Source organism: Dactylosporangium sp. NPDC051087 (genome assembly GCF_055586325.1).
Map to the genome: position 1 here is coordinate 211020 of NZ_JBVJIJ010000012.1, position 17376 is coordinate 228395.

A 17376-nucleotide genomic window follows, 5' to 3' on the forward strand; every position below is an offset into this window, starting at 1 on the left:
CCCCGGATGGGCAGGATTCTCTCGGTCAACCTGGCGGTGCCTGAGCCGAACCCGGCCAAGGGCGGACTCACCGGCATCAACAAGCGACCGGTCGACCACCTGGTGACCGTGCGGGCGCCGGGCCCGAAGACGACCGGGCTGCACACCGGCCTCGTCGGCGACCAGATCTACGACATCGTCAACCACGGCGGCGACGACCAGGCGGTGTACGCGTACGCGCGGGAGGACTACGACTGGTGGCAGGCGCGGCTGAGCCGCCGGCTGCCCAACGGCCTCTTCGGGGAGAACCTCACGACCGAGGACCTGGACGTCAACGGCGCGGTCATCGGCGAACACTGGCGCATCGGCCCGCGGCTGGTGCTGCAGCCGACGTTCGGCCGGATCCCGTGCTCCACGTTCCAGCACAAGATGGGTGAGCCGCGCTGGCTGAAGACGTTCACCAGGTCGCTGCGCCCCGGCGCCTACCTGCGGGTCGTCGAGGAGGGCGAGGTGTGGGCGGGCGACCCGGTCACCGTCGAGGACCGCCCGGCGCACGGGGTGACGATCGCGCAGGCGTTCCGGGCGTACATGACGGAGACCGCGCTGATTCCCGGGATCATCGCGATCGACGGGCTCCCCGACGACCTGCGCGAGACGCTCGAGGAGCGGCTGCCCCGGCGGCGGCCTGGAAGTGTCGTACCCGGGCGGTAGCGTCTCGGGCATGACAGGTTCGGCGGTCGAGAAGCAGGTGACGTGGGAGGACGGCGAGCGGGAGCGCTGGCTGTCGCGGGCCGCGGCGCTCGACCACGGGCTGGAGCGGCCCGACTGGGACGCGGCCGCCGCCCGCGCGGACCGGCTCGCCGACCTCACCCCGCCGCAGGTGTCGTGGCTGTTCGCGAGGGGACCCGAGGGGCCGGCCCGGGCGCTGCTGGCCAAGCCCACGGCGCTGGGGCACCGGCAACGCGTCGACGTTGGGATGGTCGCGGTCGCGCGGTTCGAGCTGGACGCGTTGCCGCTCGCGCTGAGCGAGGCGCAGGCGAGTCCTGACCGGCTGGGTCTGCTGGTGCTGCCGTTCCGGACGGTGGAGGTCGCCACGCTGGTCGCGGGGTGGCTGCGGCATCTGGGGTCCGCGCGGCTGTGGGCGCGGCTGTGGCTGCGCCGGCATCCGGAGACGGCGGAGGAGGCGCTGACCCCGGCCGCGGCCGGGCGCTCGGCCCGCGCCCGCCGCCAGGCGGAGGACGCTCTGCGCTACCTGGCCGGTGCCAGCGCCGGGAGCGGTGGCGAAGGCAACGCCGTCCTGCGGGGGCAGCCGACCGGCGACGGCGGCACGGCGGCGACTGCGCTCACCGGCCCTGGTGGGGAGGCGCGACGCCCGGCGCGCAAGAGCAGGCCGGCGTGGACGCTGCCTGAAAACCTGCCGCAGATCCAGCTCGCCGGCGGCGGGACGATGCCGGCCGGCGACGTCGAGCGGCTCGTCGACGGGCTCGCCCGGTCGGGGATGGCCCCGCCGCCCGAGCCGGCGCCCGGCGACCCCGCGCCGCACGACGGTGGCCCGCCGGTCACCGTGGACTCGTCGGCGGCGGCGCAGCCGCTCGTGCAGGCGGCGGATCCGGAGACGGCGCACCTCGTCGCGGCCTGCGACCGCCGCAGCGTGGCCGCGTTCGGGCGGGCGCTGCTGGAGGGCTGGCTGGCCGACGGGCTGCCCGCCGGCGAGGCATGGGTGGTGCTCGCGCAGGCGCACGTCGGCGACGACGCCACGATGGACACGCTCGCGCCGCTGCGCCGGTCCTGGTCCGCGGGCAGCCGCTGGGCGCGGTCCCTCGACGCGCTCGCGGTGCTGGCGACGGCCGGCAGCGACGTGGCGCTGCGGCACGTGCTCGCGCTGGAGCAGGGCCTGACGGGCGGGTCGACGAGCGACCGCACCAACGACTACCTGACCCAGTCCGCCGCGCGGCGCGGGCTGACCGTCACGCAGATGGCGGACCGGCTCGCGGTCACGCACGGCCTCGACACGGGCGTCACGCTCGACTACGGCCCGCGTGCGTTCACCGTGGCGACCGACGAGCACCTCACCGCGTTCGCCGTCGACGCCGCCGGCCGCCGCCTGGCCAGGCCGCCGAGGCCCGGGGTCAGGGACACCAATCCTGCGGCGTATCAGGAGTTCCTGCGGCTGAAGAAGGACGTGCGGGCGACCGCCGCGGCGCAGGCCGCCCGGCTGGAGCAGGACATGCTGACCCGCCGGCGGCGCCCGGCCCGGGACGTCGCCGCGGTCCTCCTGCCGCACCCGATCCTCGGCCCGCTCGCGCGGCGGCTGCTGTGGGGCGAGTGCGACCCGCGCGGCCACCTCGTCAGGGCGGTGCGGATCGCGGAGGACGGCACGTTCACCGACGTGGACGACACCACCACGACCGTCGCCGGCGACGCCCGCCTCCGCGTCGTGCATCCCGCGGAGCTGGGCGACGACCTGACCCGATGGCGGCAATGCCTCGTCGACTACGAGATCCTGCAGCCGTTCCCGCAGGTGCACCGCCCGGCGGTGGCACTCACCGCGGCGCAGCGCGCGGCGACGAGCCTGCCGGGGCCCGGCCCGGTGCCGACGGACGAGATGCTGCGCCTGCTGCACAACGGACGCTGGCAGGGCAACGGCTTCCACATGCGGCGCCGCCAGCACACCCAGCTGTCGCGCCGCCTCGCGGGTGGGATGACGCTGCTGGTCGAGTTCGCCCCGGGGGTCGCCACGTCGGCCGTCACCACGGCCCGCGAGCAGGAGATCACCGAGATCTGGGCCGACGACTCACGGTCGGACCACTGGCAGACCGCCCGGCGCACCCCCATGGGCCACTGCGACCCGGTCACGCTGTCGGAGGCGCTGGTCGAGCTGTATGCGGCGGGCACCTGATGCGTCCACTGTGGAAGGACCTGCCGGCGCCGGTCCGGGCGGCGGCCGAGGAGCTCATCGGCGGGCCGGTCGTCCACGCCGAGAGCTGCCTGGGCGGGTTCTCGCCCGGGTTCGCGTCGCGGCTCACGCGCCCCGACGGCACCCGGCGGTTCGTGAAGGCGATCGACGCGGACGCGTGGCCGCACGAGGTCGGCGCGTACCGGACCGAGGCCAGGGTCGCCGCCGCGCTGCCGCCGTCGGTGCCCGCTCCACGGCTGCTCGGCGTCCACGACGACGGCCACTGGTGCGTGCTCGCCTTCGAGGACGTCGAGGGTGTGCCGCCGGGGCGCCCCTGGAGAGCCGAAGACATCCGCCGCGTCGTCGAGGCCGCGGTCGCTCTCGGCAGGATCGCGCAGCCCGCCGGTGATCCCGACCGGTCTGGGGAGCCCGCCGGCAGTCCAGGCCGGGTGGGGGAGGACGACGGCAGCCCCGATCGGGTGGGGGTGCCCGCCGGTGGTCCAGGCCGGGTCGAGAAGGCCGACGGCAGGTCGGGCCGGGTTGCGGAGGCCGGTGGTAGTTCGGGCCGGGTCGGGGAGACCGACCGTAGTTCGGGCCGGGTTGCGGAGGCCGGTGGCAGTCCCGGCCGGGTCGGGGAGGACGCCATTGGCTTCGCCCGGGCTGCGGACGGCGCCGGCGGTTCCGTGCGGGGCGTCGAGGCGGCCGGCGGTTCCGTGCGGGGCGTCGAGGCGGCCGGTGGTTCCGTGCGGGGCGTCGAGGCAGCCAGCGGTCCCGTGCACGGCGTCGAGGCGGCCGGTGGTTCCGTGCGGGGCGTCGAGGCGGCCGGTGGCCCCGGGAGGGACGGGTGGCTCCCGCGTGATCATCCGAGACTCGGCGGGTGGGCGGGCGTCGCCGGTGACGGTGTGGCCGAGCTGCGGCGGCATGCGCCGTGGGCGGCCGGGGACCTGCCGCGGCTGCGGGCGCTGGAGCGCGACGGGCTCGCCGCGGCGCGGGGTGAGGCGCTGGTGCACGGTGACCTGTACCCGCACAACATCCTGCTGACGGCGGACCGGGTCGTGTTCGTCGACTGGCCGCACGCCCGCCTCGGCTCGCCCACCGTGGACGTGGTCGCGTTCCTGTCGAGCGTGGCGGCGGACGGGCTCGACCCGGAGCCGTTCGTGCCGGACGACGCGGTGGCGGTCACGCAGGTTCTGGCGGCGCACACCGGGTTCCTGCTCGCCGGGGGACTGGCGGCGCCGACGCCGGGCCTGGAGGCGATCGCGGCCGCCAAGCTCCGCCTCGGACTCGGCGCGCTCGGCTGGCTCGGTCGCCGGCTGGGCGTGGAAGTTTCACCGGAGGTGCCAGGTCCGGGCGGTGCCGGCGGGTGAGCGGGACCGTGGCCGGTCGGTGCGGACCTACGCTGCGCGGCATGTTCACCCGGGTACTGGTGATGCTGGCCCTCGTGCCGGCGGCGGTCGTCGTGGCGCAGCCGGCGCAGGCCTCCGGCGGGCATCAGGCGCGGCCCACGAACGGGTTCTCCCGGCAGGGGCCGTGGAACACGAAGCTGCCGCGGCACGTCCCCCTGGCGGCGAACTCCGCCGCGGTCGTCGAGAACATCCGCCTCGACAAGGTGAACAACTACGGGTCCTGGGCGGTGAACACCGACGAGTACTCCACTCCGGTCTTCACCGTCGGGCGGGACACGCCGACGCAGCGGTGGACGTTCTCCGACTGCCTGAACCTGCCGCACCTGGCGCCGGTCATCGCCGGCAGCCTCGCCGCGGTGCCGACGCCCGCCGATCTGATCGTGTCGAAGGGCACCGACGCCGCGGTGACCATCTACCAGCCGTCGACGGACACGTACTGGGACTTCTGGCGCGCCGAGCGGGACGCGGCCGGGCACTGGTCGGCGTGCTGGGGCGGGAAGATCGAGCACTACTCCCGCAACCCCGGCATCTTCACCAACCCCCTCGGCGCGACCGCGACCGGCCTGCCGATGGGCGCGTTCACGATCCGCATCGACGAGCTGCGCCGGGGCAGGATCGACCACGCGGTCAACATCGCCACGGTCCGCACCCGCAAGGACTGCAACTCGTGGCCGGCGACCCGCAACGACGGCAACACTGAGGGTGCGGACATCCCGTGCGAGGGGCAGCGCTTCCGGCTCGACCCGGCCTTCGACATCAGCGTCGTGCGCAGCCCGGCCGCCCGCACCATCGCCCGGGCCATGCAGGAGTACGGCCTCATCCTGACCGACAAGGCCGGCGCCCTCGTCACCTACGCGGAAGACCCGCGCCCGTACATGGCGGCGAACGGTGGCGTCGACCCGTACTTCAAGCTCATGGACCCCGACGACATCGTGCCGGACGGTGCCGAGAAGTACCTCATCCTCGGCGACATCCCCGTCGAACGGTTGCAGGCCCTCCCGTACGACTACGGCCGCCCCTGCTGACCCCGCCCCGGGAGCCCCGCGGAGGAGGCCGCGGCGAGGAACGCGGCGAACTCCGCCCGCTGCGCGTCGGTCATCGGCGCCTTCGGCACGAACAGCGACGCCGCCTTGCCCAGCAGCAGGTACCACGCCTCCGGCGTCTCCACGACGTGGTCCAGGCCGGCCCACCGGTAGCGGGACTCGGCCAGGGGGTACACGACGGCGAGCCACTCGTCGGTGAGTGACAGGTGGAACCCGTCCTTGATGAGGGCGGGCTGCATGCCGACCGTGACGCGTTCCGTGATCGGCCCGATGAGGGTCATGCACACCAGTCCCACGCCGATCGTCACGGTCGCGAGGGTGACCGGGTCGCCGATCACGAGCAGCAGGAGGCCGAGTGCGGTGCAGACCGCGCCGAGGATGCGGATCAGCCGGATCTGCGGCCGGATGACGACCTTGATCGTGCGACGCAGCTGAGCCACGTCGTACGGCACCCACATGTCGATCTGCACCGCAGCATGCTACGCGGTCAGTAGCCGATCGCCGAGGCGGCCACGTCGCGCATCGAGGCGGCCGTGGCCGCGGTGGCGTACAGGTTCGCCAGGGCGCGCGGCGATTCGCGGAACAGGATGCCGTACAGCGTCGCGGCGTCCAGGTAGATCGCGGTGTCGTTCGGGTGCTTGCCGTCGGCGACGATGAGGAACGACGTGCCGCGGGTCGCGATGACCGTCTCGAACGTGTCGCTGACCGGGGCGACCAGGTTCGGCGTCGCCAGCGCCCCGGACAGCGCCGCGTAGTTCGTGTCGGTCGCCGCGACCGCCGCCGCGCGGGTCGGGAATGGCGCCGGGTCGACGAGCGCCCAGTTCTTGAACAGCACCACCTTGCCGCCGGGCTTCAGCGACCGGGGGAAGGTCGGCGCGTACGTGTTGAGCAGCGTCGCCGTGGCCTGCGCCGGGTTCGTCGCCACGAGGGTGCTGTACTCCTGCAGCACGATGTAGTCGTACTTCGTCGCGCCGCTGAGCGCGGCGGTGACCTCGCCGCCGGCCCAGGTCTGCTGCAGCGTGTTGCCGAAGTGGATGACCTTCGTCAGGCGCAGCGTGCGACCGGCGGCGGTGGCGAGGCGGCCGAGCACCGCAGGGGTGTCGTCGCCGGTCGCGGCGGTCGCCGTACCGATGAGGCTGTTGCCGACGAAGAGCACGTCGAGCGCCGGGGCCGGCACCGCGGTCGCGGAGACGGTGAAGCGGACGGTGAGCGGCGAGCCCGACGATGCCTGCACGGTCAGCGTGTACGCGTCGGCGGTCGCGAGCAGCGGGCAGTCGACGTAGTCGTTGCACAGGAAGTACGGCGCCTGGCTCTCGGTCCGCGTGTACGTGCTGCCCTTCGCGCCGGTGAGCGTGAACGTGACGCTGCTCGTGGTGACGCCCGGCGCGAGGTTCGCCTGGATGCTGAGGTTGCGGTTGGCGAGCCTGGTCAGGTCGACGACGGCGCCGTCGACGAGCGGGCTCAGGCCGAGGACCGGTTTGCGGGTCACATTGTTGACCAGCGCCAGGCCGGCGAACGTGCGGGCGGCCGGTGGGGTGCCGCCGTCGCCGTAGACCTGCAGCTCCCACATCGAGTAGCCGTACGCCGGCAGGGCCCGCGTGGTGAGGTTGATCCGGACGTAGCGGGCGGTGCCGGTCACGGGGATGCTCTGCTGCCCGCCGGTGCCGGTCGTCGTCTGGTACGCCTGCGTGTAGGCGGAACCGTCGGTGGACAGCTGGACGGTGAACGCCTTCGCGTACGCGTTCTCCCAGTTGATCGCGACCCGGCTCAGGGCCGATGGCGTGCCGAGGTCGACCTGGATCCAGGCGGTGGCCGTGAAGGCGCTGGCCCAGCGGGTGCCGGTGTTGCCGTCGACCGCGGCGGCCGCCGACGTGCCGGCGTTCTCCACCGACGACACGGTGACCGGCTTGTTCTGGGACAGGACCGCCTCGGCGGCGACGGCGTGCGGCGCGGCGACGACGAGCGACGCGCCGATCAGGCCGGCGGCGAGAGCGAGGACCGGCAGGCGGAACTTCATGCGATGCGCTCCTATGCGGGGAGAGCATCCGCTGGCGGGCGGACGCTGAGAGAGCGCTCTCTCAACCCGACACTGTCGGGCCGCGAGCTACGTCTGTCAATCCCTTCGCCGCGCGCCGGTACGTTCCTGTGCATGACCTTCGACGAATGCTTCCGGCGGGCGACCGGCCGGCTGCCCGCCCCGGCGCTGCGGTCGCTTGCCCGCGAAGGCCTGCCCGGCGAGGTCGAAGTGCCCGCCGGGGTCCCCCGGACATCGATCGTGCTCGTTTGGCTTTGGCGGCTGCGGTACGGCCGAAGTCACCGACGCCTCGTCTATGCGCTGCCGCGCGGGTCCGGGGTCGAACAGGTCGCCGGGGACGTCGTGGGCTGGCTCGCCGCGCTCGACCTGACGGACCGGGTCGGGGTGCACACCGTCATGGCCGGCGCCGGTGAGGCGGACCGGCGCTGGCGGCTCGACCCGCACCTGCCCGCGATCGTGATCGGCGCCGCCGACGCCCTGGTGAGCAAGGCACTGAACCGCGGTTACGCCCTGTCCCGGGCGATGTACCCGATCGACTTCGCCCTCGTCACCAACGGCGCGCAGTGGATCGTCGACGAGCCCCACCTGTCGCCGGCGGCGACCACCACGCTCCGCCGCGTCATCGCCTGGGCCGACTCCCCGGCCGGCTCTCATGGCGGCGTTGAGGGCGGCTCTCAGAGCGGTTCCTGGCCGACCGCCGAGCCGTTGGCGCTGACCTGCGTGTCGGCGGCGGGCGTGGCACGGCCCGGACTCGTGCCACCCCCGCACGTCCGCGACATCGAACGGGAGGACCTCCTGGCCTGGTTCGACACCACGGACGACGTCGACCTGACGCCCTACGTCAGCGACACCGGAGACTTCGACGTACAGGTCGCCTGGGCCCGGTGGACCCCGGCCGGCGTCGACGGCCGGCCGGCTCCCGAGGTGCGCATCCCGGAGCAGCGGTGGCGGCACCCGGTGCCGTCCGGCGACCTGCGCGCCTTCGCGGAACGGGTCGCCGTCTGGTGGTTCGACCCCGCCGACGGCGGCTGGTCCCGGGTGCTCGGCGGATCCCCGCTGCGCCCCGGCGAGACGGTCCTCGTCGCGGCCCGCGACGGCGGCCTCGACCCGCGCACCGGCTTCCACCCGTCCGGCACGAGCCCGGTGGAACCGGCGCCCGACGTGGACCCCGTACCACGGCAGCAGGGGCCGAGCGGATGGCAGTCGCTCGACCGGCACAGCGCCGACGTGCGTGACCAGGTCCGCGCGCTCCTCACCGCCATCGGCCCCGCACTGCCGCCCGGCGCCGCGCAGGCCGCCGTCGTCGCCGGCCACGCCCACGATCTCGGCAAGGCCCACCCGACCTGGCAGGACGCGCTGTGCGCCCTCGCCGGCGACCCCGAACCCGCCTGGATCACGGCGGGCCGCCCGTGGGCGAAGTCCGGCATCGACGCGCCGCTGCGCTTCCGGGACGACGTCGCGTTCCGGCACGAGCTCGGCTCGCTGCTGCTGCTCGACGGCCCGCTGCGTGGCCTCCTCGACGGCGTCGACGACCCGGACCTGGTCCGCTACCTGGTCCTCGCCCACCACGGCAACCTCCGCGTCCGGATCCCGCTGCCGGGCGACGTCGGGGCCGGGGAGACCGTGCCTGTCCCGGCGACGCACGGCCACCCCGCCGGCATCCTGACCGTCGAGCAGGACGGCATCCAGGAGGCGTGGACCCGGACCGCGACCGGGCTGCGCGACCGGTACGGGCCGTTCCTCCTCGCGTACCTGGAGACCCTGGTCCGCATCGCGGACTGGCGCGCCAGCGCGGGACTGCCGGAGGCCGGTTGAGCGGGGTTGACGGCGGCTGTCAGGCTCGTGGCATGACCGAGCCGCGATGGTGGCACCGCCGATGGATCCGCCGGCTGGCGGTGCTCGCCACGATCGGCGTGCACGGCGTGCTCCTGCTCCTGGCGGGCAGCGTCGTCTGGGTCCGCGGCGGCGCCGACGGTCACCTGTTCACCGAGCAGGCCGTCCCGGTCGCGCCGGTCGCGCTCGTCTTCGGCGCGCAGGTGTACGCCGACGGCACCCCGTCTCCGTTCCTCGAGGCCAGGCTCGACCTGGCCCGGCGGCTCTTCGAGGCCGGCAAGGTCAAGGTCCTGCTCGTTTCCGGCGACAACATGCGCCACGAGTACGACGAGCCGACCGCGATGCGGGCCTGGCTGATGGCCCACGGCGTGCCCGACGCGAAGATCGTCCGCGACTACGCGGGCTTCGACACCTACGACACGTGCGCCCGCGCGAAGCGCATCTTCGGCGTCACGAAGGTGACCGTGGTGACGCAGTCGTTCCACCTGCCCCGGGCCGTCATGGTGTGCCGCCACGTGGGCCTGGACGCCGCCGGGGTCGGCGACGACAGCGTCCGCAAGTACACGAAGGTCTGGCAGGCCAACGCCCGCCGCGAGTACCCGGCCTCGGTCAAGGTCGTCTACGACGTCGTGTCCGGCCGCGACCCCGTGTACCTCGGCCGCCACGAGACCGGCGTCGAGGACGCCCTGCGCGCTGGCTGAACCGCGCCGCACCGCTGGGTCGTGCGCCGCACCGCTGGGTCGTGCGCCGCACCGCTGGGTCGTGCGCCGAACAAATCCTCCGGATGTTCTCAACCTCCCCGGTGCCGGGCCCCGTCGGACGGGTGAAGGCGACAGGGAGGAGCCCGGATGCGCAGTGACAGCGAAGCCGACTACACGACCTACGTGGCGGCGCGGCTGACAGCGCTCCACCGCGCCGCATACCTGCTGTGCGGCGGTGACAAGGACCGTGCCGACGACGTCGTGCAGGTCACCATCACGAAGCTGTACCGCAGCTGGAAGCGGGCGAGCCGCGCCGACAACGTCGACGCGTACGTGCACCGGATGCTGGTGCGCACCTACATCGACGAGAAACGCCGGGTGTGGTCGCGGGTGTGGCTGCTCCCGCACGGCGACGACCCGGCGGCCGGTGCCGGGGGTGTCACCGAGCCGTACTCCGCGATCGACGACCGCGGTGTCGTCGTCGCGGCGCTGCGGAAGCTGCCACCACGGCAGCGGGCCGTGCTGGTGCTGCGGTTCCTCCTCGACCGGCCCGTCGAGGAGGTCGCCGACATCCTCGGCTGCTCCGCCGGCACCGTCAAGAGCCAGACGTCCAGGGGGCTCGCCGTGCTGCGGGCCTCGCTCACGGACCACCCAGAGATGATTGGAACGCGTGGACATGTCTGAGGACGAGCAGCTCCGTGACCTGATGCTGGCCGTCGAAGTGCCGCCGACGACCGCCGACATCGGTCTCGCCATCGCCGCCGGCCGCCGCCAGGCGGCCCGCCGCGGCACGACCCTCGCCGGCGCGGCGACCGTGCTGGCCCTCGCCGGCGGCACCGCCTACGCGCTCGGCGGCACGCCGACCGGCGGGTCCGGCGGCGCGCCGGCCGGGGAGCCGCCGCAGCGGGCACCGTTCGCCGCGTGCACCGTCGACACGGTCGACGTCGCCGTGCCGCTCGGGATCCCCGCGGTCGATCCCGCGGGACGCCTGATCGTCGCGTCGGCCGGCGGCACCGCGGCCCGGTTCGCCGACGGCCGATTCACGCCCTACCCCGCCGCGACCGGCCAGGTCGTCGCCGTCACCGCCGCCGGGACCATCGTCGGCTACGACGAGGTCGACGAGGCCAGCCACATGCTCGCGTGGACCTACCGCGACGGGACGAAGACGCCGCTGGCGAAGCTGACCGGGTACGCCTACACGGTGCCGACCGCCGTGAACGCCCGCGGCGACGTCGCCGGCTACGCGATGGGCGAGGCCAACGACGACAACGTCCCCGTCGTCTGGCCGGCGGACCGGCCGGGCACCGTGCGCGCGCTCGCCGCGCCCGCCGGATACGGCGAGCCCAACACCGGCGGGTCGCAGGCGATCGGCATCGGCGACGACGGCACCACGGTCGGCAACGTCCGCGGCGCGGCGGCCCGCTGGTCCCCGGACGGCACGCCGGCGCTGCTGCCCGTGCCGCCCGGCCACGAGCTCACGATCGTGACCGCGATGCGCGGCGGCTACGCCTACGGCCTCGGCCGCGTCGCCGACGCCAACCGTAACGCGGCGCTGCGCTGGGACCTCACGGCAGGCACCGTGGTCGTGCTGGCGGGTGCCCCGGACGACATCACCGACGGCACCCCGACCGGCTGGGCGATCACCACCGGCGGCGACTACAACCAGCCGAACAGGATCGCCCCCGACGGCACCGTCGAACGCCTGCCGCTCCCGGCGGGCATCCAGCTGCCCCCGAACGGGCCGGGCGTTGTCGCCACGTCGATCAGCGACGACGGCACCACGATCACCGGGGTTACCGGCGCCACCGACCGCCACCTCCTGATCTGGCACTGCTGACCGGCCTCAGCCGGCACGGGCTCAGTCGATCCGGCCCGGCTGAACCCGGCCTGCCACCTCGGCCCGGCTGACCCGGGCCGGCCGGCCAACTTCGGCGCGGCCGGCCAGGGTCTTGATCCAACACCGCCGGGCCGCCCGCTTCCCCGGTGCGGCCCGGCCGACCGAAGACGAACTGCGCCCGCAGGCTCGACCAAGTCCGCCGGGCCGACCAAGTCCGCCGGGCCGACCAAGTCCGCCGGGCCGACCAAGTCCGCCGGGCCGACCAAGTCCGCCGGGCCGGCCACGCCCGCCGGGCCGGGCTGCGAACGGCGGACCGGGCTGCGAACGGCGGACCGGGCTGCGAACGGCTGCGGTCCGGCGGGCGGACCACAAGAACGGCAAGACGCGGCCGTCGTGATGCGGAAGGGCGAGGGCGTCGGTGCAGGACCGCGCACCCCCGTCAGGGCTTGTGGGTCAGGTCCAGTCCGGCGGGCCCGACGCCGAGCAGCGCGGCGGTCGTCGGGCAGGCCGTCGACGCGCACTCCCGTGGATGGGCGCGGAACGTCGCGTGGTCGATCGGGACGACGGTCACCGCCAGGGGCTGCAGCGGCCCCCGTGACCAATACCGCTCCGCGCTGCGCGCCCGCCGGAACGCACGGTCCAGGTCGGGCGTGAACTGCGTGATGTCGTGGCAGACCAGGACCGGCCCATAGCCCGCCCAGTCGAGGCGGACGGCGAAACCGTCATCTGGCGCGGGGCGCCGCAACAGCATGCGGACAACGTCGGAGAGGTCGTTGCGAGGCATCGGAGAACCACCCTTCCCAAGGACCAACGACCGATCGGCCCCAACGTTATTCGTACACGTGTACGAACGCCAGCCCGATCGGCGCGCCTCAGGACGGCTCGCCGACAGCCTCCTCGACCCTCGGCGTGGCGGGGGTGGTCATGAAGTGGTTTCTGAGGCGGCGGTACTGCCCGCTGCGCATCGCGAACCCGCTGGCGACCAGGCCGACGACCCCGGTGAGGACGAAGACGAGTGCCAGACCGCGGTCGGCGCCGGTGCCGAACCAGTCGCCGATCGCCCGCGCGCCGGCGCCGTCGGTCATCAGCGGGATGAAGACGAACTGGGCGATCGGCGCGATCAGGAACGCGGTCAGCGGCGACGCGGCCTGCTCGACGCTCTGCGCGAAGCCGAACACGCGGCCCTGCCGCTCGTACGGGACCACCTTCTGCAGGATCGTCTGCTCGGCGGCCTCCGCGTACGGGACCAGGAGCATGTAGATGAGCATGCCGCCGCCGAGCAGGATGATCGACGACCGGGCCGGGAACAGGATGGTCACCGTCCACAGCACGACGTTGACGAGCAGCAGCAGCCGGACCGGGTTGCCGCCGAGGCCGGTCTTCGCGACGCACAGCCCGCCGACGATGAACCCGGCGCTCAGCGCGCCCCACAGCAGTCCCCACGTCTGCACGGAGACGAGCGACAGGCCGTAGGCGTCCAAGAGGGCCATGTAGACGCCGCCGAGGAAGTTGTTGAACGAGGAGAACAGGATGAGCGCGGTCAGCCCCGGCACCTCGCTGACGACGCGCATGGTGCCGCGCAGGTCGACGCTGCGCTTGGGGGCCTCCCCGCCGGGCTCGGGCTCGCTGTGCGCGGCCGCCGGCACGACCCGCAGGAACGACAGGTGCAGCACCGCCGCGGCCAGGACGCCCAACGCCCCGGCGAGCACCCAGAACATCCCGCCGAGCGCCACCAGGATGCCGCTGATCACCGACGTGACCAGGAACGACACCCCGGACGTCGTGCCGACGAGGCCGTTGGCCCGGTCCCGGTCGCCCTCCTCGATGAGCGCGGTCACCATCGTCGGCAGCGCGATGGTGCGGATGTTGCCGGCGATGACGCCGAGCATCAGCAGCACGATCACCGTCCACAGCGACACGCTCGTCGGGTCCTTGAACTCCTCCCGCGGCACCGACTGGTAGACCCCGAACGCCGCCGCGTACAGCAGGAACGACGCGGCCGCCGACACCTGCATCATCGTGGTCTTCGAGTAATGGTCCACGAGACTGCCGAACCAGATCCCGGTGAGCGCCGTCGTCACCAGGAAGATCCCGGACACCACGCCGGTGGCGAACACCGACCTGGTCTCCAGGTACACATAGAACGTGATCGCGAACCAGACCGTGAAGTTGACGACCGACACCAGCAGTGTGTTGATCAACAGCTGGTAGAACGTCTTGCGATCCCCCTGAATAGTCGCCATCGGAGGATCGTAGAACCTCAACCCGGATAGAGGTCCAGTTCAGAGCGTCCGCGCCGCCGGTTCATGCACGAAGCGCAAAAGAGATCTATGCCAAAGGGGTGGAACCACCGAACGGATGGGTCTGCCGCGCGGGGAAATCCGTTACTATTCGAGCCTGACGTTCGGATCGCGTGGGAAATGAGTACCCGTGTCGGAAGCCGCGACGGCGGAACAGCCGCTTGACGCCCTGGTTGCAGTGTTGTTGCAGGTCAACGCCTTGTCGGACGCTAATGTGCGCGACATCATCGTGGATGAGACGGCGGTAGCGCTACGCCGTAAGTACACGACCCGGCGGACTTCCGACGCACGCAAGGATCTATTGTCGTTGGTCCATTCGCTGGACTTGCTCAGCGGCGGTGTGGTGGCTTTCACCCGCATCGTCGCCGACAGCCATCCGGTCGAGTCGGCGCTGCGGGCGTCGGCGATGGCCGGTGAGCTCCGTGGCGCGCTGCTGCTGTCGGAGCCCGACCGCCACGACCTGTGCCGGATTCTGGGCGCGGTCGGCACCCCGCCGGTGTTCGGGGCGCTGGGTGAGCTCTCGACGGTGCCGGAGCTGCAGAATCTGGCGATCTGGACCGACTGGCCGGCCGTGGTCCGGATCATGGAGGTCCAGCCGGTGCCGACTGGTGGCATGCCGCCCCTGCTCGCGTTCGTCACCCGCCTCGCCCGGCTCGTGGACGGCAACATGGCCAGCGCGCTGCGGCGCTGGGCGGCCAACGTCGCCGGCGGCATCGGTGTGACGGAGGCGGAGTTCGACGCGCTGCGACTCGGCGACGTGGAGGACGGTCCCGCGGTCCCGCGGCGCCGTGCCGGTGGCGGGGGGCCGCTGCGGGGCAACCTGCCGCTGCAGAACCAGAACTTCACCGGCCGCACGGAGCTGCTCGACCGGCTGGCGCAGACCCTCGCCTCGGGCATCAAGGCGGCCGTGCTGCCGCACGCCGTGCACGGCATGGGTGGTGTCGGCAAGACGCAGCTGGTGCTGGAGTACGTGTACCGGCACCTGGACGAGTACGACCTGGTCTGGTGGGTGCCGGCCGACGCGGCGTCGGGCGTGCTCGCGTCGCTGGAGCAGCTCGCCGACCCGCTCGGCATCCGGCCCGGCGACAACACGCAGCAGACCGTCCGACTGGTGCTCGACGCGCTCGCCACCGGCTCGCGGAAGTGGCTGCTGGTCTACGACAACGCCAACGACCTCGACTCGATCGACGAGTATGTGCCGTCCACCGGCGGGGACGTCGTGGTGACCACCCGTAACCGGGAGTGGGCGGCCGTCGGCGTGTCGATCGAGGTGGACGTCTTCGAGCGGCACGAGAGCATCGACCTGCTGCGCCGCCGCACCCGCAACGCCATCAGCACCGCCGACGCGGACCGGCTCGCCGACCGTCTCGGCGACCTGCCGCTCGCCCTGGAGCAGGCCGCGGCCTGGCACCTGCTCACGAAGATGCCGATCGCCCAGTACATCGACCTGCTGGAGCAGCACCAGAAGGAGCTGCTGTCGGAGGGCAAGCCGGCCGGCTACCCGGCCTCGGTCGTCGCGTTCGTGACCCTGGCGATCGAGAAGCTCCGCAACGAGCACCCGGCCACCGCCCAGCTGCTGGAGCTCTTCGCGTTCCTCGGCGGCGAGCCGGTGCCGGTGTCGCTGCTGCGGTACGGGCGCGACGCCGACGTGGTGCAACCGCTGCGCGGCCTGCTCGGCGACCCGATCAAGATCAACCTCGCGGTGCGCGACCTCAACCAGTACGGCCTGGTCAAGATCGACAACGCGCAGCGCCTGCAGGTCCACCGCCTCGTGCAGGGCGTGCTCCGCGACGCGCTCGACGAGCAGCGGGCCCAGGAGACCCTGACCAGCGCGCAGAACCTGCTCGCCCGGGCCAACCCCGGCGACCCGGACGAGAACGACGGCCGCGCCGACCTCGACCGCCAGCGGGAGATCGGGCCGCACCTGGAGTCCGCCGACATGATCCACGCCGGCCGCTTCGAGGTGTGGAAGGCGGTCGTCGACCACATCCGGTATCTGTACAAGATGGGCGACTACGAGAACAGCCGCCGCATCGCCGAGGACGCCGTCGCGCACTGGCGCACCAGCGACGAGGACCCGAAGGTCGGCCCGGACGGCGAGCTCACCCTGCAGGCCCGCGCCCACGCGGCCAACGCCATGCGGGCACAGGGCCTGAGCGACGACGCCGACCGGCTGACCAACGAGACCTACGAGCAGATGAAGCGGCACCTCGGGGAGACCGCGAAGTCGACCCTCGTGCAGGAGAACCAGGTGGGTCAGGCGCTGCGGATCCGCGCCGACTACGCGCCCTCGCTCGAGTTCGCCCTGGCGTCGCTCGTGCGGCACCAGGCCGCGCTCAGCCGCGGCGAGTTCAAGCGCGCCGACCCGTATGTCCTGCGGGCCCAGTCGAACCTGGCGGTCGCCTACCGGATGGTCGGTGACTTCGCCGAGGCGGAGAACCTGGACCGGGCGATCGTCGACTACTGGGAGGGCCGCGAGCAGCTCGACACCAGCTTCGGCGCGCTCGAGGCGTACATGAACATCGCCCGCGACTACTACGGGCTCGGCGCGTACAAGCGGGGGATCGCCGTGCTCGACGGCTGGCGCGGCTCGCTGCTGGACCAGCGCAGCCCCCGCCACCGGCTGGTCCTGCTGTCCGGCCGGACCTACGGCATCATGCTGCGCAAGGACGGGCAGCTGCGCGAGGCGGCCGACGTGCTGAGCGAGAACCTGGAGCAGACGGAGCAGACGTTCGGGTCCAACCACGAATACACCGTCGCCGTGCTGTGCAGCCACGGCAACGCGCTGCGCCAGCTGGGCGACACCGACGGCGCGCTCACGCAGATCACCGAGGCGGTGCGCCGCTACCGGGAGTCGTTCGCCGACAACCACCCGCTGGCGCTGGTCGCGCTCGTCAACGAGGCCGTCGCGCGGCGGGTCGCCGGCGATCACGCGACCGCCATGACCCTGGACGCCCAGGCCTACGAGGGCCTGACCGAGGTGCTCGGGCACGGCCACCCGTACACCCTGTGCGCCGGCACGTCGCTGGCCACCGACCACGCGCTGCGGGGCGAGCACGCCGAGGCGCTGGCGCTGTCGACGGAGATGCTGGACCGCAGCCGGCCCGTGTCCGGTGGCACGCACGAGGTCCGCAACGGCGCCGAACATCCCTACCTGCTGGCCCGGGCGGTCAACCTCGCGCACGACCTGCGGGCGACGGGCGCGACCGATGAGGCGGCGGCGCTGCTGCGGGCCTCGCTCGACGGGCTGCGCGACGTCCTCGGCGACGGGCACCCCGAGGTCCTGGCCGCCGAGCGGGGCGAGCGCCTCGAAGGAGACATCGAGGCGCCGCCCACCTGACCGGGC

Annotated in this window: 13 protein-coding genes; 9 read left to right on the plus strand and 4 right to left on the minus strand. The window is 73.2% G+C overall.

Annotation, left to right across the window (positions count from 1 at the left end):
• Nucleotides 1-6: 6 nt before the first annotated feature.
• From ACZ6TV_RS23990 to ACZ6TV_RS24005, 4 genes are read left to right on the plus strand one after another with little or no spacing between them, the layout of a single operon-like run.
• Entirely contained in the window at nt 7-690 is a 684-nt protein-coding gene (locus tag ACZ6TV_RS23990; protein ID WP_465299463.1) for an MOSC domain-containing protein, read from the plus strand.
• Nucleotides 691-700: 10 nt separating this feature from the next.
• Nucleotides 701-2878 (plus strand): DUF4132 domain-containing protein, encoded by a 2178-nt coding sequence (locus ACZ6TV_RS23995; protein WP_465299464.1) that lies wholly within the window; start codon nt 701-703, stop codon nt 2876-2878.
• Nucleotides 2878-4242: a phosphotransferase family protein gene (locus ACZ6TV_RS24000; RefSeq protein ID WP_465299465.1), complete on the plus strand. Its 1365-nt coding sequence runs from the start codon at nt 2878-2880 to the stop codon at nt 4240-4242. Before ACZ6TV_RS23995 ends, ACZ6TV_RS24000 begins: the two co-directional genes overlap by 1 nt.
• Before the next feature lie 41 nt (nt 4243-4283).
• Nucleotides 4284-5306, plus strand: a complete 1023-nt coding sequence (locus ACZ6TV_RS24005; RefSeq protein WP_465299466.1) for a hypothetical protein — start codon at nt 4284-4286, stop codon at nt 5304-5306.
• Here the strand turns inward: ACZ6TV_RS24005 and ACZ6TV_RS24010 are convergent.
• A complete protein-coding gene (locus ACZ6TV_RS24010) occupies nt 5288-5794 on the minus strand; it encodes a YcxB family protein (RefSeq protein ID WP_465299467.1) in 507 nt (168 codons plus the stop codon). The two genes, ACZ6TV_RS24005 and ACZ6TV_RS24010, sit on opposite strands and share 19 nt — an antisense overlap.
• A gap of 17 nt (nt 5795-5811) precedes the next feature.
• The gene (locus tag ACZ6TV_RS24015) at nt 5812-7341 is read right to left on the minus strand and encodes a discoidin domain-containing protein (protein WP_465299468.1); all 1530 of its coding nucleotides are present in this window, start codon (nt 7339-7341) and stop codon (nt 5812-5814) included.
• A 132-nt stretch (nt 7342-7473) separates the two neighbouring features.
• Between ACZ6TV_RS24015 and ACZ6TV_RS24020 the strand changes: the two genes are divergently transcribed.
• From ACZ6TV_RS24020 to ACZ6TV_RS24035, 4 genes are all read left to right on the plus strand, one after another.
• Nucleotides 7474-9174, plus strand: a complete 1701-nt coding sequence (locus ACZ6TV_RS24020) for an HD domain-containing protein (protein ID WP_465299469.1) — start codon at nt 7474-7476, stop codon at nt 9172-9174.
• A 32-nt stretch (nt 9175-9206) separates the two neighbouring features.
• Complete coding sequence (locus ACZ6TV_RS24025; protein WP_465299470.1) at nt 9207-9893, plus strand: SanA/YdcF family protein; 687 nt, start codon at nt 9207-9209, stop codon at nt 9891-9893.
• Between the two features lie 147 nt (nt 9894-10040).
• Nucleotides 10041-10577 carry a SigE family RNA polymerase sigma factor gene (locus tag ACZ6TV_RS24030; protein WP_465299471.1) on the plus strand — a complete coding sequence of 179 codons (537 nt, stop codon included), beginning with the start codon at nt 10041-10043 and terminating at the stop codon, nt 10575-10577.
• The gene (locus ACZ6TV_RS24035) at nt 10564-11730 is read left to right on the plus strand and encodes a hypothetical protein (RefSeq protein WP_465299472.1); all 1167 of its coding nucleotides are present in this window, start codon (nt 10564-10566) and stop codon (nt 11728-11730) included. The genes ACZ6TV_RS24030 and ACZ6TV_RS24035 overlap by 14 nt, the downstream gene beginning before the upstream one ends.
• Nucleotides 11731-12169: 439 nt before the next feature.
• On the opposite strand, the gene ACZ6TV_RS24040 is transcribed toward ACZ6TV_RS24035, so the two are convergent.
• Nucleotides 12170-12514: a hypothetical protein gene (locus tag ACZ6TV_RS24040; protein WP_465299473.1), complete on the minus strand. Its 345-nt coding sequence runs from the start codon at nt 12512-12514 to the stop codon at nt 12170-12172.
• 88 nt (nt 12515-12602) lie between these two features.
• A complete protein-coding gene (locus ACZ6TV_RS24045) occupies nt 12603-13973 on the minus strand; it encodes an MFS transporter (RefSeq protein WP_465299474.1) in 1371 nt (456 codons plus the stop codon).
• Between the two features lie 235 nt (nt 13974-14208).
• Here ACZ6TV_RS24045 and fxsT point away from each other — a divergent pair, with 235 nt between their 5' ends.
• Nucleotides 14209-17370 carry an FxSxx-COOH system tetratricopeptide repeat protein gene (gene fxsT / locus ACZ6TV_RS24050; RefSeq protein ID WP_465299583.1) on the plus strand — a complete coding sequence of 1054 codons (3162 nt, stop codon included), beginning with the start codon at nt 14209-14211 and terminating at the stop codon, nt 17368-17370.
• Nucleotides 17371-17376 lie beyond the last annotated feature (6 nt).